16 protein-coding genes are annotated in these 23,432 nt (G+C 61.2%); 12 read left to right on the forward strand and 4 right to left on the reverse strand.

Translation table 11 applies throughout. The annotated features are described in order from the left end of the window. Positions 1-40: 40 nt before the first annotated feature. Complete coding sequence (locus APH41_RS09080; protein ID WP_003191730.1) at positions 41-247, reverse strand: hypothetical protein; 207 nt, start codon at positions 245-247, stop codon at positions 41-43. Positions 248-545: 298 nt separating this feature from the next. Between APH41_RS09080 and APH41_RS09085 the strand changes: the two genes are divergently transcribed. The 5 genes from APH41_RS09085 to APH41_RS09100 all read left to right on the forward strand — a co-directional run bounded on the left by APH41_RS09085 (position 546) and on the right by APH41_RS09100 (position 12,986). Further along, entirely contained in the window at positions 546-1,022 is a 477-nt protein-coding gene (locus APH41_RS09085; RefSeq protein ID WP_054918548.1) for a hemerythrin domain-containing protein, read from the forward strand. A 187-nt stretch (positions 1,023-1,209) separates the two neighbouring features. Further along, the gene (locus tag APH41_RS09090; protein ID WP_256220202.1) at positions 1,210-3,684 is read left to right on the forward strand and encodes a Tc toxin subunit A; all 2,475 of its coding nucleotides are present in this window, start codon (positions 1,210-1,212) and stop codon (positions 3,682-3,684) included. After that, on the forward strand, positions 3,681-3,845 hold the full coding sequence (locus APH41_RS29340) for a hypothetical protein (protein WP_256220203.1): 165 nt from the start codon (positions 3,681-3,683) through the stop codon (positions 3,843-3,845). Before APH41_RS09090 ends, APH41_RS29340 begins: the two co-directional genes overlap by 4 nt. 34 nt (positions 3,846-3,879) lie before the next feature. Beyond that, the gene (locus APH41_RS09095; protein ID WP_054918549.1) at positions 3,880-8,559 is read left to right on the forward strand and encodes a neuraminidase-like domain-containing protein; all 4,680 of its coding nucleotides are present in this window, start codon (positions 3,880-3,882) and stop codon (positions 8,557-8,559) included. Continuing rightward, positions 8,556-12,986, forward strand: a complete 4,431-nt coding sequence (locus APH41_RS09100) for a SpvB/TcaC N-terminal domain-containing protein (RefSeq protein WP_054918552.1) — start codon at positions 8,556-8,558, stop codon at positions 12,984-12,986. The genes APH41_RS09095 and APH41_RS09100 overlap by 4 nt, the downstream gene beginning before the upstream one ends. A 54-nt stretch (positions 12,987-13,040) precedes the next feature. Here APH41_RS09100 and APH41_RS09105 read toward each other — a convergent pair whose 3' ends face one another. The 3 genes from APH41_RS09105 to APH41_RS09115 form a co-directional block, all read right to left on the reverse strand. Further along, entirely contained in the window at positions 13,041-15,935 is a 2,895-nt protein-coding gene (locus tag APH41_RS09105; protein WP_054918553.1) for an RHS repeat-associated core domain-containing protein, read from the reverse strand. 129 nt (positions 15,936-16,064) lie between these two features. Beyond that, the gene (locus tag APH41_RS09110; RefSeq protein ID WP_054896537.1) at positions 16,065-16,610 is read right to left on the reverse strand and encodes a putative natural product biosynthesis protein; all 546 of its coding nucleotides are present in this window, start codon (positions 16,608-16,610) and stop codon (positions 16,065-16,067) included. A gap of 62 nt (positions 16,611-16,672) precedes the next feature. Further along, complete coding sequence (locus APH41_RS09115; protein ID WP_054918556.1) at positions 16,673-17,056, reverse strand: DUF2946 domain-containing protein; 384 nt, start codon at positions 17,054-17,056, stop codon at positions 16,673-16,675. A 181-nt stretch (positions 17,057-17,237) separates the two neighbouring features. Between APH41_RS09115 and APH41_RS09120 the strand changes: the two genes are divergently transcribed. From APH41_RS09120 to APH41_RS09150, 7 genes are all read left to right on the forward strand, one after another. Continuing rightward, the gene (locus tag APH41_RS09120) at positions 17,238-17,846 is read left to right on the forward strand and encodes an SCO family protein (RefSeq protein WP_034125726.1); all 609 of its coding nucleotides are present in this window, start codon (positions 17,238-17,240) and stop codon (positions 17,844-17,846) included. Then, positions 17,846-18,328: a copper chaperone PCu(A)C gene (locus APH41_RS09125; RefSeq protein ID WP_054896538.1), complete on the forward strand. Its 483-nt coding sequence runs from the start codon at positions 17,846-17,848 to the stop codon at positions 18,326-18,328. Before APH41_RS09120 ends, APH41_RS09125 begins: the two co-directional genes overlap by 1 nt. A gap of 144 nt (positions 18,329-18,472) precedes the next feature. Continuing rightward, positions 18,473-18,967, forward strand: coding sequence for a DUF1543 domain-containing protein (locus APH41_RS09130; RefSeq protein ID WP_034125728.1), 495 nt, complete (start codon positions 18,473-18,475; stop codon positions 18,965-18,967). A gap of 107 nt (positions 18,968-19,074) precedes the next feature. Then, a complete protein-coding gene (locus APH41_RS09135; protein ID WP_034125729.1) occupies positions 19,075-19,356 on the forward strand; it encodes a peptidylprolyl isomerase in 282 nt (93 codons plus the stop codon). Between the two features lie 129 nt (positions 19,357-19,485). Beyond that, positions 19,486-21,345, forward strand: a complete 1,860-nt coding sequence (locus APH41_RS09140; protein ID WP_054918558.1) for an extracellular solute-binding protein — start codon at positions 19,486-19,488, stop codon at positions 21,343-21,345. Next, entirely contained in the window at positions 21,345-22,403 is a 1,059-nt protein-coding gene (locus tag APH41_RS09145) for a microcin C ABC transporter permease YejB (protein ID WP_005788805.1), read from the forward strand. Before APH41_RS09140 ends, APH41_RS09145 begins: the two co-directional genes overlap by 1 nt. Then, positions 22,403-23,425: an ABC transporter permease gene (locus APH41_RS09150; RefSeq protein WP_034125731.1), complete on the forward strand. Its 1,023-nt coding sequence runs from the start codon at positions 22,403-22,405 to the stop codon at positions 23,423-23,425. Before APH41_RS09145 ends, APH41_RS09150 begins: the two co-directional genes overlap by 1 nt. Positions 23,426-23,432 lie beyond the last annotated feature (7 nt).

Below are 23,432 nucleotides of genomic sequence, written 5' to 3' on the forward strand. Positions count from 1 at the left end.
ATTAGCCCCATGGGCGCCTGTTTTTTTATCACTTACCGTTTCAGCTTTTACGCTGCTGCGCCATTTCACGCTTGGGTCCGAACATCGCCCACGCAATCAACCCCAGCAACGGCACGAACACCAGCACCACGACCCACAACCCCTTGGTCTCCCATCCGCCAGTGCTGCGCAAAACGATATTGATCGCCCAGAGTTCCAAGAGCAGCAGAACCACCGCCAATACGATCCAGATATATTCAATTTGCATGATTCACCTCCTGAAGTCTAAGCGTTAGGTCAAGCAGATGCCCCAAGGGTTCCATTAGAATTTTCCTGGCCACACTTTCTGGCCGCCCGTTGCGCTGGAGCGTCAGCAACCGGTTGTGCGTTGTGCAATCTCAACGCGGCCCGACCATGCAAGCTGCACGACCTCCAAGCATACAAAAAAATACAACCAACTGATTTATAAGATAATTTTTAACCATAAAAGTTGGTACGCCTGATGCAACCTTCCTCACCACGAGGCGTGCACTTCGACACGCCCGCATACCCCCGTGAGGTTACCTATGAATGCCATCGACCTGCTAAAAGCCGACCATGAACGCGTCAAGACCCTGCTGACCCAGTTAAGCGAATCCACTGAACGCGGGGTAAAAAAGCGTACCGAGTTGTTGGCCAAACTCGAAATGGAGATCACCCTGCATACCCAACTCGAAGAAGAGATCCTCTACCCCGCGTTCAGGAAAGCTGGTGGCAAGGAACAGGACATCATGTACCACGAAGCCAAGGAAGAGCACCGTACCGTCGACTCGCTGGTACTGCCGGACTTGAAGAAAACCGACCCCTCGTCCACCGAGTTTTCCGGTCGCGTCAAAGTGGTCAAGGAGTTGCTTGAGCACCATATCGAAGAAGAAGAAACCGAGATGTTCCCTCAGGCCAAGAAACTGCTGGGTAAAACGCTGCTCGAAGAGCTGGGGGCCGAGATGGAAGCGATGAAGGCCGCGCACAAAAAAGCCATGGCGAAAAAACCGCTGGCGGCGTAACGGCTACCTCCTCGCAGCAAAGTTCGCGCGACAGTGACCCACAGGCCCTGTCGCGCTATCGATTTGCACCGATGATTTCTCCTCGCTCACTCAGCGATCCGGCCGACCGAGCCGGCCTGGCGCCCCATGCTAGCTAGCGTGCCATTGCCCTTGGCAGTGGCCTGGGGCTTTCAGGAGATTCATCACAATGGACACGCACTCCCCCACCTATACCCACCTGTTCAAAGAGGACTGGCACCTGCTGTGTTCGGCCTCTTCCATGGCGGCAATCGACTCCCCGATCGCCTACCTGAAGGCGTTATACCTGTTTGCCCAAGCGCTGGAAAAAAGCGGTAAAGGCAAACAGTCCAAGATCACCCTCGACCGGCGACGACCCGAACTCAAGACACTGCCCCTGGACGAACGCGGCCTCAGCGCTGTGATTCCTCAACTCTCGATGGTCAACGAAACCCTGTCCCGCCAGATCGACGCTCATCTCAAACAAACCCGCCGTGAATACCGCGGCCGCTCCCTTGATGAGGTGCTCGGCAGGCAACGCTTCCCCTTCGTGCTGCCGTTCGAACGCGCGCATCGCCAGTGCTGGCTCGGTTTGTCCGGCGGCAAGCCACAATTGGGCGAACTCAGTTACCGCATCAGCCTCAAGCTGCCCACCAGCCAGCGCGCGCAAAACACTTACGGCGTGGTCAGGCATGAGGCCTATGAAGCGCAACGTTTGCTGTCAGGGCTGAGCCCTGCCCAGCAGGTGTTATTGACCGAGCCTTTGTTAATAAGAACGGGAGACGTACAGGCAGAAGATTTTTTTACCCAGCACTATGGTACCCAGGAGCAGCCCCTTGAGGAGTTGTCCCACTGGTTGCAGAAAACCGGACTCACCGCCGATCAGACCGAAGCGCTACTGGCCTGCGGCAAGTATGTGCCGGTGCTGTCGGGCAATGTTCTGGCAAGCGCCCTGCCAACGCCGCCGGCCAAGCTGCGCCTGCACAACGGTGCCGCGTACGTGAACGGGCCGATCACCGAGGCCGGCGCGACCCAGTCGCCCCTGTCGATCAATGCGCAGGACAAGGATGGTGCGCGCCTGCTCAATACCTCATGGGAACGTTATCAGCGCCTGCACCGAATGATCCGCCTGCAACGCTGGACGCAATTGCCCTTCGACGCACTCGACGCCCTGTCGACGAGCGTGGTGCGGCGTGAGCACGAGGGCGACCCGGCGCGGCCCGCCAACGACAATACCCTGCGCGCACTGGGCGTCTATCGCTATCTGGAGCGCCGCTACAGCCTGTCATTGCAAGCCTTTGCCGCCGTGCTGGATGAGATACCGGTGTGGGCACCCGGCACTCGTCTGTCGCTGTACGACCAGCTGTTCAATCCCGGCCCGTTGCCAGGCCAGGCATTGACGCTGGACAGGCCGACCCTGGCCTTGAGGGAGGAAATCCCGACAACCCTGCGCCACCAGCTCTGCACCGGCCTGCACCTGAGCGACACCCCGGCCTCGTTGCACTGGCTGATCAAACAGGCCCGCCTGCATCTACCCGCTTCTTGCCCAACGCTTACGTTTTATAGCGCGCTGTATCGCCAAACCCGTATCGCGCGATTGTTCGGGCTGTCAGTGCTCGACAGCTACCATGTGGCGGCGCTGCTGGGCGGTAAGGATTACACCGCACAACTGGTCAACCCGAGCCTGCGTCGCTCCGGCGTCAATGCCCCTGCCGACCTGCTCGATGTGCTGATGCAAATGGACTGGCTGGTCCGCTGGCTTAACGACACGGGTCAAACGGTTGATCAGCTTCGCCGCCAATTGCTATTGGATGCCCAATCCCCACCGCCCCACGTGCAGACGTACATCACCCAACTCGATGAGGTGGTCGAACTGACCCGGCATGGCCTGTTGGCGCAAGAAGACCTCGCTGACCTGTCATTGCCCCAGCCCGAGCCTGACACCAAAGCGGCGCCCATTGCCTGGCATGCCCTCATCGTACAAGGGCTGCTGCACAGCCAACCGCTGCTCAAGCCCGCGCCGCCCAAAGAACTGCCCAATGGGCTGGTGCAGCTTATCGAAGCCCAGACCCTGAGCCTCGACCCAGAACGCAACACGGCTCTGCACAGCGATGCCAAACAGGCAGTGACCAAGAAGCTGGGCGCGTTCTACCAACAAATGCAGCCGCTGAAAGCAAAAATCGACACGCTGCTCAACGCTCCCTCACACCTTGCCGGTGACCCCGCCGCGTACCTGCAATGGCGCAAACTCGTGGTTCGACAAATTGCCCGAACCGCCACTGCCGAATCCACCACGGAGCTGCACAAAAATGTATTGCTGAGCCTGCCGGATGCCGAAGTGTCCTTGGGGCTGGCAGTGAGTCGTGAGGCCTTGCAGACCTTCGTGCTCCATCCGCACTGGCTGAGCCCGGACCACACCGCGGCCTCGCTGCTCAAGCTGACGCTGAGCACGCTGTACCTGCTGCAACGCTTTGCCCATTGCCTGAGCACCTACGGGCTGGCCCAGGACAGCGTGCTCGCCTATTTGCAGTGCGCCAATTCATCCTCCGTCGAAGGCTCCGCCGTAACTGACGATGGGGCTTGCACCTCGCAACTGGCCGCATTGCTCAAGTGGGATGTCGATGAAATCAACCTGCTCGTTGAATACCTGCTGCCAAACAGGTGAAGACCCTGGCCGACCTGGACTGGCTCCTGCGTTGCCATGAAGCCGTCAGGCTCACCGGCCTTTCCGCCAGCGCCTTGCTCAAGGCTGCCGACCTGCATGCCACCTTGATGAATGAAGACTGGCAACACGTTGGCTCGGCATTGATCGCCACAACCCCCTAACCCCGTTGTATTTCGCCTGGCTCAAGGAATGACCATGTCTGACACCCTCACCCAACACCTCAACGAACACCTGCGCGACGCGATGCTGGGGTTCTACCTCAACAGCGTGCTGCCTGAAGACACGGCAGTGGCCGATACCGTCAAGACCGTAGACGATGTCTATACCTATTGGCTGCTCGACCCCCAGGTCAGCCATACGGTGCCTACCACCCGTGTCGCCAGCGCCATTGCCAGCCTGCAGCAGTACATCACAGGCATTTACCTGGGCCTGGAGCCCGGCTACGACGAACAGGGCATGAGCGCTGACGAGCAGAGCGAGTGGCGAGACCAGTTGCTGTCCTATTCACTGTGGCGTGCCCACCAGCAACTCCAGCACTACCCGGCCACCTACCTGAGCCCTGCATTGCGCCATGACAAAAGCGACAACTTCAGGCAACTGGAGAACCAGCTCAACCAATTTCGCATCGAGCCTGCGCCGCTGCAGACAGCCGTCCACAGTTACCTCAGCCGCTTCGAAGCACTTGCCAACATCAAGACCCTCAATGGTTATATCGACGGTGATAAAGACAGCTTTGCCAGCAGCACTTATTACTTCACCGGCAAGTCCAGTCCGGAAAACACCTATTACTGGCGCACGCTGAAAATGGCCTCGGGCAACGCGGCCACTCCGCCAGCCTGGTCCTCCTGGCAAAAGATCCCGCTGTCGATTGACGATAACGTCCCCGAACAGACGATTCGCCCGGTGGTGTTCAACGGGCGCCTCTTCGTGGTGTGGGCCCAATGCATCAACCCGACATCGTCGTCGAGGGACATCACCCCGATCGGGCGCGGTGATGTCGAATCGGAGAGGGAATACCAACAACGGCTGGAAACCCGGATAAAGACCACCTATCTACAGTTGCGCTTGTACTTTTCCTATAAAAAACTGGATGACAGTTGGAGCGTACCGCAGGCCTGCATCCAGGAATACAGCCTGGCACGGGGCCTTGACGACTTGAGCTCGGAAGACCTGATGAGTGCCACTGCGTCCATCGCCGTACTCGATTCAAAAAGCCAACCGCCGTCGCTGTTCCTGGGCCTGAGCGCACAGCCGAACCATCAAACGGCTTCCTCGCACAACGGCGTGCATCGGCATTTCTTTCAAGCGGTACGGCTGGATCAACATTTCAACGTCCATTGGCTGGAAACCCTGGGCAGCACCCGGCGGATGTTCTCCTGGCATAAAGAGTCTGAACTGGCCGGGCGGTACCAGGCCCTGTTCGGGCACCACAACAGGTCGAGATTTCAATTCAGGGCGCCCGAAACGGTCCAGGTCAAAGTTCACTCCCTGACCAACAATGCGCCCCATGGCACCACCCATGGCTGGAATTACGAAGACAATCAACAGCATATCCGCAGTCTTTCGGCTGAGAGCGATATCCGGTTCAACCGAACGACGTCAGTACTGGAGGTCACCACTCGCCTGGCGAAACGCTTCGAACCGCACCGCACTGTCAGGTTCAGCAAGGCAGACGCAATGGCCAATTTGACCATCACCCTCAGCAGCAGTGGTCCTGCCCAGAACGAGATGCTGGCGTTAGGCCCCACCGCCGAGATTTTCCTGGAGAGCGCCAGGCTGGCAACCTTCTCCAACGTGCGCATCGACTTGACCCTCAAGTGCAACGAGACCGGCGTCAGCTATGCCCAATTCATAAAAAATGCAGCGAATCAGCCGACGACCTTTACCCTGCCGCAGATTGAAAAAGATCAAGAAACCCCGAAAAGCGCGACATTCAATCTGCGCGACCAACGCATTAGCCAAGAAGCCTTCGATTATTTTTTCAATACGCCGGACGCCACCTATACCGTCATTCTCTCGTTCTACAACAATCAAGCGGAGTCCAGCAGCCATGCCTACGACTTGGTACTGGACAAGGTCCAGGTCCAGCAGAAACAACGCCTGTACAAACCCGTGTTGATGTATCCCAGACAGGGAGACAGCGCTTTACCGGAAAGCCCTCATCGCAATAACACGGTACTCGTCGGCCTGGCAGACGCCTCTCGGCGCACCCTGCGCGACACGTTCACTGAACTCTCCGAAACGCACACGCTTGAGGCGCAGATCGAACTCTCCCCCTCGACCTTGCACCCCTACGACGAGGACTCCACTGACACGACGGCTTCCACATTGACGCTGATTCACGGCGTGTTGCTACTGGAAAGCGATGTGCATTACCCCGACCCCATCATCCTGGGCTACGCGCTGAAAACCGCGACTTTCACCCTGCCGCCCGATAACAGCACCCCCATCATTCCACTGGCTCCGTTTATCCGGCGACTCGCTACCCCGCCCTATGGCACGGCAGAGTTCATCGACTTCAGCGGGTCCACTATCGAGTCTCTCGATAAGCCTGAAAACAAACGAGCGCCCATACGCACCAACACCTGCGTGGCCGGGCTGCTGGCAAAAACCGCGGGCGCAGGTTTGCATGAGCTGTTTGCGTTGGCGCCGGATGCCTGGCGCGAGCCGCCCTTGCTAGGCGAGAAAAAGCCCAGTCCACTGGACTTTCACGGCCCCCATGGCACCTATTACTGGGAGTTGTTTCTTTACCTGCCCTGGCTGTTGGCACAACGCCTGAACCAGGAGCAACAATACGCCGAGGCCGAAACGTGGATACGCTACGTGTTCGATCCCGTACACCCATCCGGGTTCTGGCGCCTGCCTGCGCTGCTTACCAGTGCGCCACAACGCCACGACGTCTCGTCCGTGTCCCACCCATTGGCGACAAGCAGCGCGGTACATTTTCGTCAGGCGCTGTACCTGCTGTACGTCGACATCCTGCTCAATCGCGGGGATGCGGCCTACCGGCAAATGACCCGTGACGGCCTGGCCGACGCCAAGTTGTGGTACATCCGCGTCAAGGGCTTGCTCGGGCCAAGGCCGCCGCTCAACCCGGTCGATCCCTGGGCAGCCACGACCCTGGACAAACTGCAAAACCCTTCCACGCTCGACAGCACGACAGTACCTGCGGGCACCTCGCGGCTGTGTCGGTCCCTGAGCCCTGATTTGCTGCTGCGCTGGGACAAGATCGAATCTCGCCTGCACAACCTGCGCCATCACCTGGATCTGACCGGCAAACCCTTGAGTCTGCCGCTGTACGCCGCGACCCTGACGCCTCAAACGCTGCTTGCCGCGTACCAGCAAGGGGCGGTCGGCGCCAGCCTGCGCCCGTCCCTACGCACCGCCCAGGCCGCGCACTATCGCTTCCAGGTGCTGCTGGGACACGCCTTGCAAGCGGTCGACAACCTGATCCAGTTGGGGACGACCTTATTGTCGTTGTTCGAACGCAAAGAGCAGGCCCAGTACCTGGAAACCCAGCAGCAGCAAGCCTGGGACTTGGCGAGGCTGGCCGTCGAGCAACAGGCCCAGGCCGTACAGTTCGATGCGAGGAACCAGGAGGCGCTGTTGGCAGGACGCCGCATGGTCGAAGCGCGGGTGGCGTTCTTCGAACAGCAGCTCAAGCGGGGCATCAGCCCGGCCGAGGCCCAGGCCACCCAGGAGTACCAGGACAGTGCACGCTGGGACACCGCCGCCGCCGTGGCACAAGCCGGCGCGGGGCTGGCGATGCTGATACCGAATATTTTTGGCACCTCCAACGGCGGCGTGCGCTACGAGGGCGCTTTTCACGCCCTGCACGCGGCGTCCCAAGGCATTGCCAATGAAAAGCGCGCCAACGCTGCCCACCTGGACCGCACCGACCTGTTTGCCCGACGCGCCGCCGAGTGGGCCCATTCGCTTGAACAGGCACGCCTTGAGCTGGCCCAGGTCGACGCCCAACTGCAGGCTTATACCGAACAGCAAGCCCATACCCGCTTGCAACTGGGCCTGGCCCAGACCAGCCTGACCCAGGCACGAAGCCTGTACGACCAGCTCGGCAAACGCTTTACCAACGCCCAACTGTATCAATGGCTCAATGGCCAACTTTCCACTTTCTACTACCAAGCCTATGACTCGACCCTGTCGCTGTGCCTGGCGGCCGAGGCCTGCTGGCAGGAAGAACGGGCTCAGTGGGACAAGCACTTCATTCAAACCCAGCATTGGACCCATCAATATCGAGGCTTCAGCGCCGGCGAAGCGCTCAAGCAAAATCTACTGAGCATGAGTAACGCCTACGTCACCCACAACGAACGTTTGCTGGAGATCACTAAAACCGTGTCGCTGCGCCATCTGCACAGCCAAGACCCGATGGCCACGCGCGACATGCCCTGGGCCGCGCTTAAAGCCGACCTGGTAAAAACCGGCACCTTGACCTTTGAACTGACCCTCAAGCTGTTTGACGACGACTACCCAGGCCATTACCTGCGGCGTATCAAGCACGTCAGTGTGTCCCTGCCCGCCACGCTGGGCCCCTATGAAGACATCAAGGCCATCCTGACCCAAACCGCCAATACCACGCACGTCACCCCAGCGACCAGACACACCGAAGCCGCGGTAAAAAAAGACCTGCGCGCCAAACAGCAAATCGCCCTGTCCAGCGGGCTCAACGACAGCGGATTGTTCACCTTGAACTTCGACAGCGACGAGCGTTACCTGCCGTTCGAATACACAGGAGCGATCTCCACCTGGCAACTGACCTTTCCCAACCATGCCCGGCAAAACGCTCTGCTCGAATCCCTCACCGATATCATCGTGCACCTGCGCTACACCGCTAAAAACACCGGAGGTCAACGATGAGCGTGCAGTCGCCCGAACTCTTGGAACCTAAGATTCCTGCGTTGCCCAAGGGCGGTGGCGCCATCCAGGGCCCCGGCGCACAATGGGGCGCCGTGGGCACACGGGGTGAGGCGTGCCTGGAGGTGCCCTTGCCCATTTCGCCGGGCCGTGGCTTCACGCCGGCCTTGAGCCTGGGTTATCGCAGCGCCCAAGGCAACGGGCCCTTCGGCCTCGGCTGGGCGATGTCGGCAGGCGCCATCAGCCGTGATACCCGCAAAGGCGTACCGGCCTACGGTGATGACGACCGTTTCATCAGCCCCCAAGGCATCGACATGATCCCTGAGCGTGATGCCGACGGCGAAGTTCAGGCCACGACCTGGGACCACTATAACGGCCTGGCCCTGGGTGAATCCCACCGAGTGGTGCGCTATTTTCCGGTGATAGAAGCGCGCTTCGACCGTATCGAGCATTGGTCTTGCGAAAGCGACAAGGCCGGGTTCTGGCTGGTTCAGGGGGCCGACGGCTGCGTGCACCTGTTCGGCAAGACCCTGATCGCGCGCTGTGCAGACCCGAACGACGATCTACGTGTTGCCCAATGGCTGTTGCAGGAAAGCCTCAACCCCCTGGGTGAGCAGATCTATTACCACTACAAACACGACGACCAGCCGCCAAGCGCCGCCAGGGACTATCGCGCCCAGCGTTATCTGGCGCGGGTGTGCTACGGCAACCTCAAGCCCCTTGAGCATCTGGCGCTGTGGCGCGCGGACGCCCTTGCTGACAAGCAATGGCACTTCGAACTGCTGCTGGATTATGGTGAACGCCACACCGGCCTGAGCCAAGTGCCGACCTATGCCGAACAACACGCTTGGCCGGTCCGCAAAGACCCGATCAGCAGTTATGCCTATGGCTTTGAACTCGGCACCCTGCGGCGGTGCCAGCAAGTGCTGATGTTTCATTACTTCCCCGACGAGCCGAGCCTGGGCGCCGAGCCGGTGCTGACGCGGCGTCTGTTGCTGGAGTACACCCATCGCCACGCCATCGGCAGTTGCCTGAACGCCGTGCACAACCAGGCCTTTGACGCCCAGGGGAACGCCAGTGCCTGGCCGCCTCTGGAACTGGCCTACAGCGCCTTCGTGCCGACGCTGGACGCCGCGCGCTACCAAGCGTTCGACGCCATGGCGGGCATCAACGACGGGCAGCATTATCAACTGGTGGACCTGTACCGCGACGGTTTGCCGGGCATCCTGCACCGCACCGATAAAAGCTGGTATTACCGCGAGCCGCTCAGGGCCCCCGGCCCGGCCAGCAGCAATGCGCTGATCTATGGTCCATGGCAGGCCCTGCCACGCATCCCCCTCGCCGATACCGTCCAAGCCACGCGCCAGGCACTGGCGGATCTTGACGGCGATGGGCATCTGGAATGGGTGGTGGCGCAACCGGGGATGAGTGGTTTTTTCAGCCTCGACTCGCAGCGGCAATGGTCGGGTTTCGTGCCTTTTGCGGCGATGCCCCAGGAGTTTTTTCATCCCCACGGGCAACTGGCCGACCTGATGGGCAGTGGGAGGCTGGACCTGGCCTTGATCGGCAGCCGTAGCGTGCGCCTGTATGCTCATCGCCAGGACGGCGGGTTTGATCCTGGCCAGGAGGTGCGCCATGCGCCCGACGATGAGGGGCTACCCACCCTCAGCCATTCGCCGGCTGAATTGATCGCCTTTTGCGACCCCCTGGGCAGCGGCCAACAACACCTGGTGCGTATCCGCCATAACGAAATCAAATGCTGGCCCAACCTCGGCCGTGGACGCTTCGGCAAAGGGTTTGTCTTCGCCACACTGGCGTTCGACCACGCCAGCTTCGATGCCGCCCATATTCGCCTCGCCGACCTGGATGGTTCAGGCGCGGTGGACCTGATTTACCTGGCGCCTGAACACGCACAGATCTATATGAACCGCGCCGGCAGCGGGCTGGCATCGGAGCCACTGACATTGCCTTGGCCCGAGGGCGTGCGCCATGACGCGACGTGCCAGGTCAGCTTTGCCGACCTTCAAGGCCTGGGCTGTTCCAGCCTGATCCTGAGCGTGCCGCACATGACCCCCCAGCACTGGCGGTATGACTTCGTCAGTCTCAAACCGTATTTGTTAACCGCCACGCTCAACAACCGGGGGGCCACCACCCAGCTGAGCTACCGCAGCAGCGCCCAGGAATGGCTCGACGAAAAACAGCACTGGCAAACCCTGGGAGTGCCCCAAGGCAGTAGCCTTGCGTTCCCAGTGCAGGTGGTCAAGCGGCAACAGCAAAAGGACCTGGTCAGCGGCAACCGCTCCACCCAGTATTTTCGTTACCGGCAAGCCTGCTATGACCGTGAGGAGCGCCAGTTCCTCGGCTTTGGCCTGGTGTTGCACACCGAGCAACCCCCTACGGCCGATGCGCAGCCTGGGGTGTTGACCAAACGCTGGTTCCACACCTTTGAGCCCTCGCAGGAGGCTTTTTACCCGGGCGACCCACAGGCGCCCGCGCTGGGGCCAACCCTGCTGGGCCAGTTGGAGGCCGGGCGCACAGGAGACACGCTGATCACCACGCCCGTCGCAACCACCCGCCGCGCGATGCAGCGTGCATTGGCGGGGAGCCTGCTGCGGGAAGAGGTGTATGCCGCCGCCGATTCGCCACCACAGGCAGTGCCGTATTCGGTACAGCAACAGCGCTATCTCATACGGCAATTAAGCCCGTCGGCCAAGGCCGGCGAACCGGCGGTGCTGCTGCCACTGTTGCTGGAGTCGCTGACCTGTCGCTACGAGCGCCAACCGGACGACCCGTGCTGCCGGCACATCCTCAATCTGCGCTGGGACCGCTACGCCGGCAATCTGCACAGCGTGGTGGTCGACTATGCCCGTCGCAGGACAGCCAGCGACTCCCCACCGCCCGGGCCAGCCCACCAGCAGCAGTGGTGGCGTGACGCACACGACTCAGCGCAGCAGGCGTATTACCTCAACGAAACCCGCGCCCGCTTCATTCACCTGGACGCCGCGCAGCGCTGGCGCTTGCACTTGCCCTACCAGCAACGAAGCAACGTGCTGGTGCTGAGCAAAGAGGCGTTAGCGATTGAAAAAATAAGCTATGAACACTTCATCGCGCAGGGCCCGTCCGATCCATTGGGAACAGCGGCCGAACGCAGGCTGGGGGGGCTGTCGGTGCAGCACTACTGCGTGGCGGAGCACACCGAACCCTTGCCGGCCGGCACCGCGAGTTTTCAGGCGCTGCCTGCCTATATCGAGACAGCCGAACTCGATCAGCAAGCGCTGGAGGTATATGAGGGCCGCGCTGTCACTGCAACGCTCAGTGCACAGCACTATCGGGCCATGGCCGCGTTCCTGTCACCGGACCCCGGGCAGGACGAGGCCATCACCCTGTGGTCCCTCGGCCAGGGTTATACCCGCTACGGCCAGGCCGAAATGTTCTATCGGCCTCGTCGGCATCAGGCCAGCCTGAGCCATGGGTTCACGCAGTCCGAGTACGACCGCTATGGGTTGTACATCATCAAAGTGCAATTGGCGGACGGCTGCACGACCCAGGCGCAGTACGACTACCGCCTTGGCCTGCCGGTGAGGGTGACTGACGCGCAGCGTACACAACGCTACGCGCACTACGACGCGCACGGGCAGCTGCTGGCGACCGGCCTCAAGGGTGAGGAGCAAGGAAAGCCCGTGGGCCATGACGCCCCTACGCCCTTCATCCGCACGCCCGATACGGGCCCGACGCAGGCCCTGACTGATCCGAAGGCGGCGTTGCTCAACGCTCAAAGCGCGTGCTTCTACGACGTGTTCAGTTGGATGGGGCGCATTCCACCCGCCAGCATCCAGGCGCAATGGGTAAGCAACGGTTACCTGCTGCCCAGCGGGCATATTCGTGCCTCGGCGTTGGCACGCCTGAACAGCCTGAGCGCTACGCTCCCCCATCATCAAACCCTCAAGCGCCTGATTCAGGCGGCCAGGCAAGTGCCGGTGCACGTCGTGGTACTGCACGCCGACCGTTGGCAAGGCACGTCGCAAACGGCGCAGATCCAGGTAGCCCTCGCCTTCAGCGACGGCTTTGGCCGCGTGCGGCAAACCCAGGAAAAGGCACAACCGGGCCCGGCCTTTGCAGTCGATGACGCCGGTATGTTGAGCGCGGGTGCCGAGCCAACCGATGCCACTCGCCGTTGGCGGATCAGCGGCCGTGTGGAGTATGACAATCAGGGTTGCCTGGCGCGCACCTGGCGACCTTATTTTGCCGACCGTGCCGGCTATATCGACGATGCGGCCTTCAACACCTTGCGTCCCAGCGAGCAGCACTTTCATGACGCGTTGGGGCGCCCGGTACGCGTGCTCAATGCCAATGGCGACACGCGGCGCCAGACCTACCACGCCTGGTACAGCATCGCTGAAGACGAAAACGACACGCACGCGCCGGCCTGACAACAGAGCCGGGCCGTTACAAGGCCCGCGCTCCTTGGCCTGACGTTGCGCGTATTAACGGCGGTGAGGGTCCATCACCCTGACCGCCCGATAGTTAAGCCCACTGATGTGCTGGATCATCACCCGATAGGCGCCACGACCGCGCTGCCCGCGATAACGCGGCAAGTCAAAACTGCGGACATTCTGCCCACCCGCCATGGCATGGCCGGTATGAAAATCCAGTGTGCGGTCTTCCAGCCGATCAATCACCCTTCTGAGAATTTCACCTCCGGGGCCATGTAATTCATTCTGAATAGGTGTGACGTCAATCTGGAGGGGCTCAGGCACCAGCCCGGAGGAAGGTCCCGGGCTTACCGGCTGCGCGGCGGGCACCTCAGAAGCGGAGCCTCTGCGGCCCACGCTCGTGACCCTGGTTTGCGGTTGTACTTCGGTGTGGGTCAGCCCAGCCGCTGGCAGCGGGCTGGCGCCCACTTTGCGTGCCGGAGCGCGCAGTTCTATGCCTACAAACCCCAACCTGGCAAGCGTAAAGCTAGGGTTACGCTCCGTTCGTGAGGCTGTTTCAGCCCGGTCCCGATGCTCGGTGGGCCCAACGTACCCATAAAGACCGCCCCGCGCTGCCGGGGTCAGCCCGTAGGACAGACTCTTAGTGTCAGCGGTAGCCAGACGGTGTTCCAGGAAAAATTCCGCCAACTCGCTGACTTCATGTTCGGTAGCGCCCTGTCTGCGGCCCAGCTCTTGCGCACCGACCGTTACGGACTGCTCATAGAACGCTCTGCGCTGAACGTCAGTGGTGCCTAATCGCTGAAGCGCGTAAAGCGCCACGCCCACCACACCTGAAATCAGCCCGAAATAAGCCAGTTCAGCCCTATAGCCTATCTCTACCCCTACTCCGTGCCCGATCAACAACACCAGGAGCAGAACCGTCACCACCTCCAGCATCGAGCGGCGCTGCAAACCGTCTTCGTCTACATAACCCATGGGGTTGTTCCCCACCATCGCATACAGGTTCAACCCATCCACATCCCCCGCCGGGTCAGCGCTGATCCACCGCAACAACCACGGCGCGTAGTACCTGAAGCCGTAGTAATACAGCCCGCTGGCGTCGCGCTCCTTGCCCGAATAACGTCGGGTTTTATAGTTCGCCTCCAAGGCACTTTTTGCCGCCCACCAGGCGGTTGCGCCGAAAGGGTAATAACTTTCCTGGCTCAACAGGCCGGCTGCCTCGTCCAGCTCCAGAGTGCCGCTGCCCAAATGATCGTCGAGGCTGAACCGCAGTTGCTCGTCCTGCATCTCGTCGGGGCGCTGCTGCTCCCACTGCAGACCTCTGACCGAATGGCGCCCGCCCGGAGCAAGCACCACATTCAACCACTCGCCATCCGGCCCGTGGCGATGCAGCTCCAGCCCTGGCAGATAAAGCACTTCATGGGTGTGAGTCTGCGTCTTGCCATGTGCCACGCGACGCTTGATGACTCGCTGGCCGGCGCCGTCGTACAGATACACCTCATCGTCATGTTCGCCATTGTCACGCAGCACCTGCGCAACGCGAACCAACTGGTTGCGCCCGTTCCAGGTCAACGCCTGACCAGGCGCCAGTGCCTGGAGATTGCCACGTTGGTCGAAGCCGTTGCCCAGGCCCGGCGCCTTTGCGCCCTCGCGGGCAATCACGCTGTGATTGCTGTGTTCGCCCACCTGCATCCGTTGGGTATAACCGCTGCCGGTGCTGGGCACATGGCGCATCTGCGTCAGGTTACTGGCCGAGTCGTAGGCATAGTGGCGGGTGTAGTTGCCCCAGAGGTTGTCGTCTGTGGCGCCGAACGTGATTCGCCCCGGCAGTGCCGATGCGCCGGTATTGCGCGCGTTTTCACGGCCGGTGGCCTTGATCAATCGCGACAGGCTGTCGTATTCGAATGTGCTTACTGCCTCCACCTGCACGTTGCTGGCCCAGCGGGTCGGCTGCGCCGCATCGCGGATGCGCAACACATTGCCGACCCGGTCGTAGCTGTAGAAGAGGTCTTGCAGTCGCTTGCCTGCCGAATCCTTGAGGTGGGCGCTCAAGCGTGTCAAACGTCCATCGGTGTCCGAATACTCGGCAACGCTGAGCACGCCATTACCCAAGCGTTCGCTCAACACCTGGCCCGAGGCGTTGACGCTGCGTTGATCCACCAGGGTCTTGCGCGCTCCGCTTTTGAACAGGATCTCGCTTTTCGTCAATTGGCCGTCGACACCGTATTGAGATTGCTGGCGATTGCCGCGCGCGTCGACCTGCTCCAGGCGTTGCCCCAGCGCATCGTGCTGCCAGGTGGTGGTGAAGGTCTGGGCTTGCAACTGTGCATCCCGCTCACTCACGGGCAGCGGCCAGTCGGGCGCGGTGTGCGACGTGCACAGGCGCCGGGTTTGCTCGGTGATGTTGCCTTGCACGTCGTAGCGCTCAACGAGCAACGTGCCTGCCGGGTCATCGTGACGAATCATGCGCCCACAGCGATTGCGCGCCGCCTCCGTGGACGTCATGCCCGCGTAACTCATGCGCTCGACACAGCGTTCAGCCGCCGCCTCCTCCGCGCGCTCGAATACCGCGACGGGGCGCAGCAACGGGTCGTATTCGAACCGCTGGCGCGTGCCTCGACTGTCCCACTGTTGCACGACCTGGCCGCCACTGCCGAGCAAGCGCGTCTGACGGCCCGCATCCACGCTGTCGGTGCTCAGCACTTGCCCGCTCAAGCTATAACGATGAGACAGATTGGGCCGCACGTCGGGATCGGCAGCGTGCAACTCGAACAGCCTGGGGTCCCACTGTTGCTGCAACAGGCCGCGAGCGTCGAACACCTGCCGCGTGACCTGCGCGCTGGGTGATTGCTGCGCGGTATTGCGATGGTACGCCACGCTGCGCACGGTCAACCCTCGCGGGTCGACCACCGTCAGCGTGGGCGTGTTGTGATGCAAAGAAGACATAACCTGATGACCTGGAAACCAAAGAAGCCTAGAGCCTAGTCATCAAGCCGGTGCCAGCCTGCGGGCTCCGCACGCTGCGCAGTGTGCGGCGCTTCCGAGGGTGTCGTGAGGCTTACCGGATGCGGCGCTTCATGGCACCGGCAGCCAACCGCTGAAAGCACCTTGGGCACCCAACGGGGACCAGGCAAAATCCCAGGCGGGCGGCGGCAATGCCGGTCGCGGCGCGGCTATCGAAGGGTGGCCCTTCCAGTCGAACAGGGTGCAATCGCGCCAGCTCAAGACAATGCCTGCCGCCGGGCTGTCATCCGTCAGCACCCAGCGCGCAGCAGCGGCGGCCATGAAGGCCTCGATCGGCTCCTCATCGACCTGCGTGCGGTACGTCGAACTCAGCAACCAGCGGCATACGTTCAGATGGTACGTCCAGTCCAGCGGCGGCTGGTTGCGATAGGCCCAGGTCATGAAGGCGCGAAACAGGTTCAAGCCCTCCGGTGGGTCGAGCTTGAGCAACGCCGGGCAGATGTCGAACAAGGTATGCCAGTGAGGCAGCAGGCGTGCATCCAGGTGCACGAAGCAGCGCGAATTACTCGGGTAATCAGACAGCGCCGGTTGCGCACGCAGGCGCCGCGACGCCTTGCTGACCAGGCGGCCGGCGCCGGCAGGCAATTGAGGGTTCATAGAGTGTTCTCACAATCGTGACGAGAGAATGCCTCCTGGTTACAGGAAGCCCAAGGCACACGTCAGGATGCGGGAGAAGCGCGGGGGTTGGCCGAGGGCCAGGAATAGCGCGGCGGCGCCTTGTTGCGCCGCTCATGGGCGACACGCGGGGCTTGGGTGAGGCCGAGCAGCCAGGCTAGGCCGATCAGAAACACCAGGGCAACGGTAACCGCGTTGCACACCGGGCAGGCAAAGTAGTTCGAGATGTTGCTGGAGGACGGGTTCGCCAACCCTTTGTCGGAAATTGGCGACTGACCGCCGTCCACCGAACAGAACAGCCCGCCGATGCCGTTGAGCTGCTGCCCCATCATCTGGCCATGCCCCAAACCGCAGGCGAACAGGTTCATCAGCACGCAGAAGTACAGGGCCCAGGCGATCAGTGAGCGGTCAGAGTGGCGCAATTTCATGGCGGCGACTCTACCACCGAAGCCATAAAAGAAAGAAATGCGACGCGCCCCTGTGGCAGAACGTCGCAGATTACGCGCGCCGGCCAGGGTTGCTAGACTCTGCACCCTTCTCGTTACTCCTTTTCAAAGCCTGGCGGAGCAGCTCCACGGCCCTACAGGCGTTTCACAGGATGCACAGTTGATGAGTACGTTATTCACCCGCCGCAAAGTGCTGACCGGCATGGGCCTATTGGGCCTGGGCAGCCTGCTGGGCGGCTGTGACTACAGCCCCAAGCTGAACTTCAAGTACGGCAAGGACCTCAGTGACAAGATCATGGGCCGCACCTTCAAGCTCAAGAACACCGACGGCGAAACCGTCACCCTGAGCTCGTACCGCGGCCTGATGCCGGTGGTGTTCTTCGGCTTCACCCAGTGCCCGGCCGTCTGCCCGACAGCCCTGGCCCGCGCCGCCCAGGCCAAGAAGCTGATGGGCCGCGATGGCAAGATCATGCAGGTGGTGTTCATCACCCTGGACCCCGAGCGCGACACCCCCGAAATTCTCGACAACTACGTCAAGGCCTTCGACCCAAGCTTCGAAGCGCTCTACGGCACCCCGGAAGAAATCGCCGTGGCCGCCAAGGAGTTCGGGATCTTTTATGAAAAGATCCCCGCCGGCGACACCTATACCCTCTCCCACACCGCCACCAGTTTCGTGTTCGACACCCGTGGCAACCTGCGCCTTGGCTTGCAGGCATCCCTTACCGCTCAAGAGTGCGCAGAAGACCTGCTCACCGTCATGGAGGTCTGCTAATGACTGCCGTTCAACACCTCAAGCGTCTCACCCTCGGTCTAACCCTGCTGGGCCTCGCTGCCCACGCCAGTGCCCAGGTACAAGTCACTGACGCCTGGGTACGCGCCTCCGTAGTGGGCCAACCGTCCAGTGGCGCCTTCATGACCCTCACCGCCGACAGCGACAGCAAACTGTTGAGCGTGGCATCGCCAGTGGCCAAGGACGTGCAGATTCATGAGATGAGCATGAAGGACGACGTCATGCGCATGGGCCCGGTGGGCTCGGTGGCCCTGCCTGCCGGCAAAGCCGTCAAGCTCGACCCCAACGGCTACCACGTCATGTTGATGGGCCTGACCGGCCAGATCAAGGAAGGCGACCAGGTACCACTGACCCTTACGGTAGAAGATGCCAAGGGTGAAAAGCAGGCCGTCGAAGTGAAGGCAACGGCGCGTGGGCTGGATGGCATGGACCACAGCAAGATGGACCATAGCAAGATGCATTGATTGCGCAAACAAGCCTGCAGCGCTTGCTCTGCTCCCCGGTAACGTTGGTTGAGGGTTGCCCCTCAACCATAGAATCTCCCACAGTTTGATTGCCGGGAGTGATCAGATAGGCTGTCAGGCCGCCCTCCCCAGGAATCATCGGTAATGCTGTTTGTCGTCATGCTCGGGGGCAAGCACCCGCGGGCCAGGATCGAAGTACACGATGTGGTGTTCGCCGTGGCGGACACCCTGCAAGCCACCTACCCGCAATTACGCGACGCCTGGTTCGGCAGCCCCAAAGGCGTACACATCGATTCATGGATGGCCGTCGATGGCGTCGACGGCTGGAAGGTTGAACTGAGCCACCTGGCGCCCCACGGCGATGCACTCCGCCTGTACTTCATCAACCTGGGCGGTTACGAAGCCAATAGCTTTGGCGAGTCCCATCACTACCTGCTGGTGGTCGCCCGTAACAAAAAGGAGGCCATGGGCAAAGGCAAGCAGCAGATGCTCAGCCACTGGTCCCAGGCCCACACCGACGCGGTGCTGGATATCGACGACTGCCTGCCCATCGACCTGGTGGACGGCCGCTATATCCACCTGGTGCAAGCGGCGCACCGCCCGATCGTGCAGCGCAACGACTACCTTGTGCTGCCTTGAATCCTCACGGCGAAAACAGTGCCGGCTGAAACCCAGTGGAACTTTGCCGAGAAATAACCGCCTGAATCCGGTACGCTCACCGTTTTTTACTCTAGGAGTTACTCACCATGGCCAAAGCCACCGCCCGTCACATCCTCGTTGCCTCTGAAGACAAGTGCAACGAACTCAAGGCCCAAATCGAAGGCGGCGCTGATTTCGCAGAAATCGCTAAAGCCAACTCCAGCTGCCCATCCAGCCGCCAGGGCGGTGACCTCGGTTCGTTCGGCCCAGGCCAGATGGTCAAGGAATTCGACACCGTGGTCTTCAGTGCCCCGGTCAACACCGTGCAAGGCCCGGTGAAGACTCAGTTCGGCTACCACCTGCTGGAAGTCACCAGCCGCCAGGATTGATTCAATCCGCGCTGATGCTATAAACAACGGCCCGCCCTTTGGTGGGCCGTTGTGCATCTGATGACTGGCGATGCCCAGGCCGTTAGCGTACAAATCCTTATGACTCTTACCCGGCGCTCAAGGCTGATAATGCGATTGGCTTTTTCATCTCTGCTCTGTTCCACCCTGGCCTTGCTAATGGCCAGCACTGCGGTGATCGCAGCCCCGCAAACCTACCTGACGGTGTACGGCGAGCCCGCCAAATACGCCGAAGGTTTCAGCCATTTCGACTATGCCAACCCCAACGCTCCCAAGGGCGGCAGCCTGCGGCGTTCCGCGCTGGAGGTGGGGCGGTTTGACCATGTGCTGCCGTATATCGACAAAGGTATCGGCGTATCGCAGGTCGACGGCTGGGTGTATGCGCCCTTGGCGTTGCGCTCGCTGGATGAGCCTTACACCGTCTACGGCCTGGTGGCGCAAAAGATGGAGCGCGCCGACGATGGCCTGTCACTGCGCTTCTACCTGAACCCCAAGGCGCGCTTTGCCGATGGCAAGCCCATCACCGCGCAAGACGTGCGCTACAGCTTTGACGTGCTGATGACCCAAGGCAGCTTGCGCTTTCGCACGCTATTTGCCGACGTGAAGCACGTCGAGGTCGAAGGTGAGCGCCAGGTGCGCTTTGACTTTTCCAGCAACGAAAACCGTACCCTGCCCCTGGATATCGCCACCTTGCCGGTGTTCCCCGAGCACTGGTGGAAGACCCGCGACTTTGCCAACGGCGGCGGCTACGAAGCGCCACTGGGCAGCGGCCCCTACAAGGTCAGCAAGATCGACTCCGGCAGCACCATCACCTTCACCCGTGACCCCGACTGGTGGGGCAAGGACTTGCCGGTCAGCCGCGGCCTGTACAACTTCGATCACCTGAGCCTGGAGTACTTCGGCGACACCGAAGTAGCGCGCCAAGTGCTACGCGGCGGCGCCTATGATTTCAACCGTGAATTCTCCGCCACCGGTTACTCCATCGGCTACAACGGCCCGGCCTTGGACGATGGCCGCCTGCAGCGCGCGCACCTGGCCAAGGAGATGCCGCAGCCGGCCCAGGGCTATGTGTTCAACGTGCAAAAACCGATATTCAAGGATCGCCGCGTGCGCCAGGCCCTGGCGATGCTGTGGGATTTTGAATGGGCCAACCGGCAGATGATGCGCAACTTGTACATCCGACAGCAGAGCTATTTTTCCAATAGTCCGCTGGCCGCCAGCCAGTTGCCCACCCCGGAAGAACTGGCAATCCTCGAACCCCTGCGCGGGCAGATTCCCGACGAGGTGTTCACCCAGGTGTTCAAGGCCCCGGTCACCGATGGTAGTGGCATGATCCGCGACAAACAGTTGCAAGCCTTGGCCCTGCTGGAAGACGCCGGCTGGAAACCTGTGGGCGACAAACTCGTCAATGCCCAGGGCGAGCCACTGGAATTCACCTTCCTCAACGTCCAGAACGGCCTCGAACGCCTGTTGCTGCCCTACAAACGCAACCTGGCGCAGATCGGCATCACCCTGAATATTCGCCGCATCGACTCCTCGCAGTACGTCAACCGACTGATGGCCCGCGACTACGAAATGATCGTCACGGGTTTCCCGGTCACCACCTCGCCCGGCATGGAGCTGTACAACTATTTCGGCTCTGCCGCCGCGTTCGATTCGGGCGCCAACAACTACATCGTGCTCAAGGACCCGGCCGTCGATACCCTGATCCATGGCCTGGTCAAGGCTGACACCCAGGCCAAGATGCTCACCTATGCCCACGCCCTGGACCGCGTACTGCAATGGAATTACCTGTGGATCCCCAACTATTACCCACCGGGCACTTCCGCCGCATGGTGGAACCGTTTCGGGCGCCCGGCCATCGAGGCGAAGAACGACGAAGCCCTGGAAACCTGGTGGGAAGTCAGCCCCACCCCGCTGACGAACGAACAAATGCAGGCTGAGTTGAAAAAACGCGGAGAGGCCCACTGATGTTTGCCTATATCGTACGGCGCCTGCTGCTGATCATCCCGACGCTGGTGATCATCCTGCTGGTGAACTTCGTGATCGTGCAGGCCGCTCCCGGCGGGCCGGTGGAGCAAGCCATCGCCCACTTGCAAGGCATTGGTGGCGGAGGTGTGGCGGGCGCATCCGGCGAAGGCATCAGCGGCTCGCGAGCCAGCCGCGGCCTGGACCCGAAGCTGATCAAGGACATCGAAAAACAATACGGCTTCGACAAATCCGCGCCGGAACGCCTGTGGTTGATGCTCAAGAACTATGCCCAATTGGACTTCGGCAACAGTTTCTTCAGAGGCGCAACGGTAACTGACCTGATCCTGGAAAAGATGCCCGTCACGATTTCCCTCGGCCTGTGGGCCACGCTGATCACCTACCTGGTGTCGATCCCGCTGGGCATACGCAAGGCCGTGCGCCATGGCAGCAGCTTTGATATGTGGAGCAGCACGGCCATCGTCATCGGTTACGCGATGCCGGCATTCCTGTTTGCGATGTTCCTGATCGTGGTGTTCGCCGGCGGTACCTCGCTGAACTGGTTCCCGGTACGCGGGCTGGTCTCGGAAAACTTCGCCGAACTGAGCACCGTGGGCAAAATCGCCGACTATTTCTGGCACCTGGTACTGCCAGTAACGGCGCTGGTGATCGGCGGCTTTGCCACCTTGACCATCCTGACCAAGAACTCGTTCCTCAATGAAATTACCCGCCAATATGTGGTCACCGCCCGCGCCAAGGGTTTGAGCGAACGCCGGGTGCTGTACGGTCACGTGTTCCGCAATGCGATGTTGCTGGTGATCTCGGGGATTCCCCAGGCGTTTATCAGTGTGTTTTTTGCCGGCTCGCTGCTGATCGAGGTGATCTTCTCCCTCGATGGCCTGGGCCGCATGAGCTACGAGGCGGCCGTGTCCCGCGACTACCCGGTGGTGTTCGGCTCGCTGTTTATCTTCACCCTGTTCGGCCTTCTGATAAAACTCATCGGTGACCTCTGCTACACCCTGGTGGACCCGCGTATCGACTTCGCGGCGAGGAACGCCTGATGCTCAACCTGTCTCCCGTGGCTCGCCGGCGTTTCGAACGCTTCAAGAAAAACCGCCGTGGCTGGTGGTCGCTGTGGCTGTTTATCGGCCTGTTTATCCTGACCCTGGGCGGCGAGTTGATCGCCAATGACAAGCCGCTGGTGCTCAGTTTCAAGAACGAGCTGTATTTTCCGGTGTTCAAGCGCTACACCGAGCAGCAGTTCGGTGGGCAGTTGCCGTTCCAGGCGGACTACCGCAGTGACTACGTGCAAAAGCTGATCAAGCAGGATGGCGGCTGGATGCTGTTCCCGCCGATTCCGTTCAGCGATGACACGCCCAACTACGAACTCTCCCGCCCTGCCCCGAGCCCGCCGTCGGCGGTGAACTGGCTGGGCACCGATGACCAGTCCCGCGATGTGTTGGCCCGGGTGATCTTTGGTGCACGGGTGTCGATCCTGTTTGCCCTGGCCCTGACCGCCATCAGCGCCGTCATTGGCATTGCCGCCGGGGCGTTGCAGGGGTACTACGGTGGCTGGGTGGACTTGCTCGGCCAGCGCATCCTCGAGGTGTGGTCTGGCCTGCCGGTGCTGTACCTGCTGATTATCCTGTCGGGGTTTGTGGAGCCGAACTTCTGGTGGTTGCTGGGGATCATGGCGCTGTTTTCCTGGTTGGCCCTGGTGGACGTGGTGCGCGCCGAGTTCTTGCGTGGGCGCAACCTGGAGTACGTCAAGGCCGCACGCGCCCTGGGCCTGGGCGACGGCAAGATCATTCGCCGGCACATCCTGCCCAACGCCATGACCGCGACCCTCAGCTATTTGCCATTTATCTTGACCGGGGCGATATCCACCTTGAGCGCTCTGGATTTCCTTGGCTTCGGCATGCCCGCCGGCAGCGCCTCCCTGGGCGAGCTGATCGGCCAGGGCAAGCAGAACCTGCAAGCGCCATGGCTGGGCTTGACGGCGTTTTTCACCTTGGCGCTGATTCTGTCGTTGCTGGTGTTTATCGGCGAGGCACTGCGTGATGCCTTCGACCCCCGCTCATGAGTGACTG

It is taken from the genome of Pseudomonas sp. NBRC 111138, from assembly GCF_001320835.1.
GTDB classification, from domain to species: domain Bacteria; phylum Pseudomonadota; class Gammaproteobacteria; order Pseudomonadales; family Pseudomonadaceae; genus Aquipseudomonas; species Aquipseudomonas paracarnis.

Excerpts from the sequence above, each read along its gene's own strand:
- APH41_RS09135 (WP_034125729.1), top strand. The coding sequence starts at position 19,075 with ATGGCCAAAGCCACCGCCCGTCACATCCTCGTTGCCTCTGAAGACAAG.
- APH41_RS09120 (WP_034125726.1), top strand. The coding sequence starts at position 17,238 with ATGAGTACGTTATTCACCCGCCGCAAAGTGCTGACCGGCATGGGCCTA.
- APH41_RS09130 (WP_034125728.1), top strand. The coding sequence starts at position 18,473 with ATGCTGTTTGTCGTCATGCTCGGGGGCAAGCACCCGCGGGCCAGGATC.
- APH41_RS09110 (WP_054896537.1), bottom strand. The coding sequence starts at position 16,610 with ATGAACCCTCAATTGCCTGCCGGCGCCGGCCGCCTGGTCAGCAAGGCG.
- APH41_RS09125 (WP_054896538.1), top strand. The coding sequence starts at position 17,846 with ATGACTGCCGTTCAACACCTCAAGCGTCTCACCCTCGGTCTAACCCTG.
- APH41_RS09080 (WP_003191730.1), bottom strand. The coding sequence starts at position 247 with ATGCAAATTGAATATATCTGGATCGTATTGGCGGTGGTTCTGCTGCTC.
- APH41_RS09095 (WP_054918549.1), top strand. The coding sequence starts at position 3,880 with ATGTCTGACACCCTCACCCAACACCTCAACGAACACCTGCGCGACGCG.
- APH41_RS09115 (WP_054918556.1), bottom strand. The coding sequence starts at position 17,056 with ATGAAATTGCGCCACTCTGACCGCTCACTGATCGCCTGGGCCCTGTAC.
- APH41_RS09150 (WP_034125731.1), top strand. The coding sequence starts at position 22,403 with ATGCTCAACCTGTCTCCCGTGGCTCGCCGGCGTTTCGAACGCTTCAAG.
- APH41_RS09090 (WP_256220202.1), top strand. The coding sequence starts at position 1,210 with ATGGACACGCACTCCCCCACCTATACCCACCTGTTCAAAGAGGACTGG.
- APH41_RS09105 (WP_054918553.1), bottom strand. The coding sequence starts at position 15,935 with ATGTCTTCTTTGCATCACAACACGCCCACGCTGACGGTGGTCGACCCG.
- APH41_RS09085 (WP_054918548.1), top strand. The coding sequence starts at position 546 with ATGAATGCCATCGACCTGCTAAAAGCCGACCATGAACGCGTCAAGACC.
- APH41_RS09145 (WP_005788805.1), top strand. The coding sequence starts at position 21,345 with ATGTTTGCCTATATCGTACGGCGCCTGCTGCTGATCATCCCGACGCTG.
- APH41_RS09140 (WP_054918558.1), top strand. The coding sequence starts at position 19,486 with ATGCGATTGGCTTTTTCATCTCTGCTCTGTTCCACCCTGGCCTTGCTA.
- APH41_RS09100 (WP_054918552.1), top strand. The coding sequence starts at position 8,556 with ATGAGCGTGCAGTCGCCCGAACTCTTGGAACCTAAGATTCCTGCGTTG.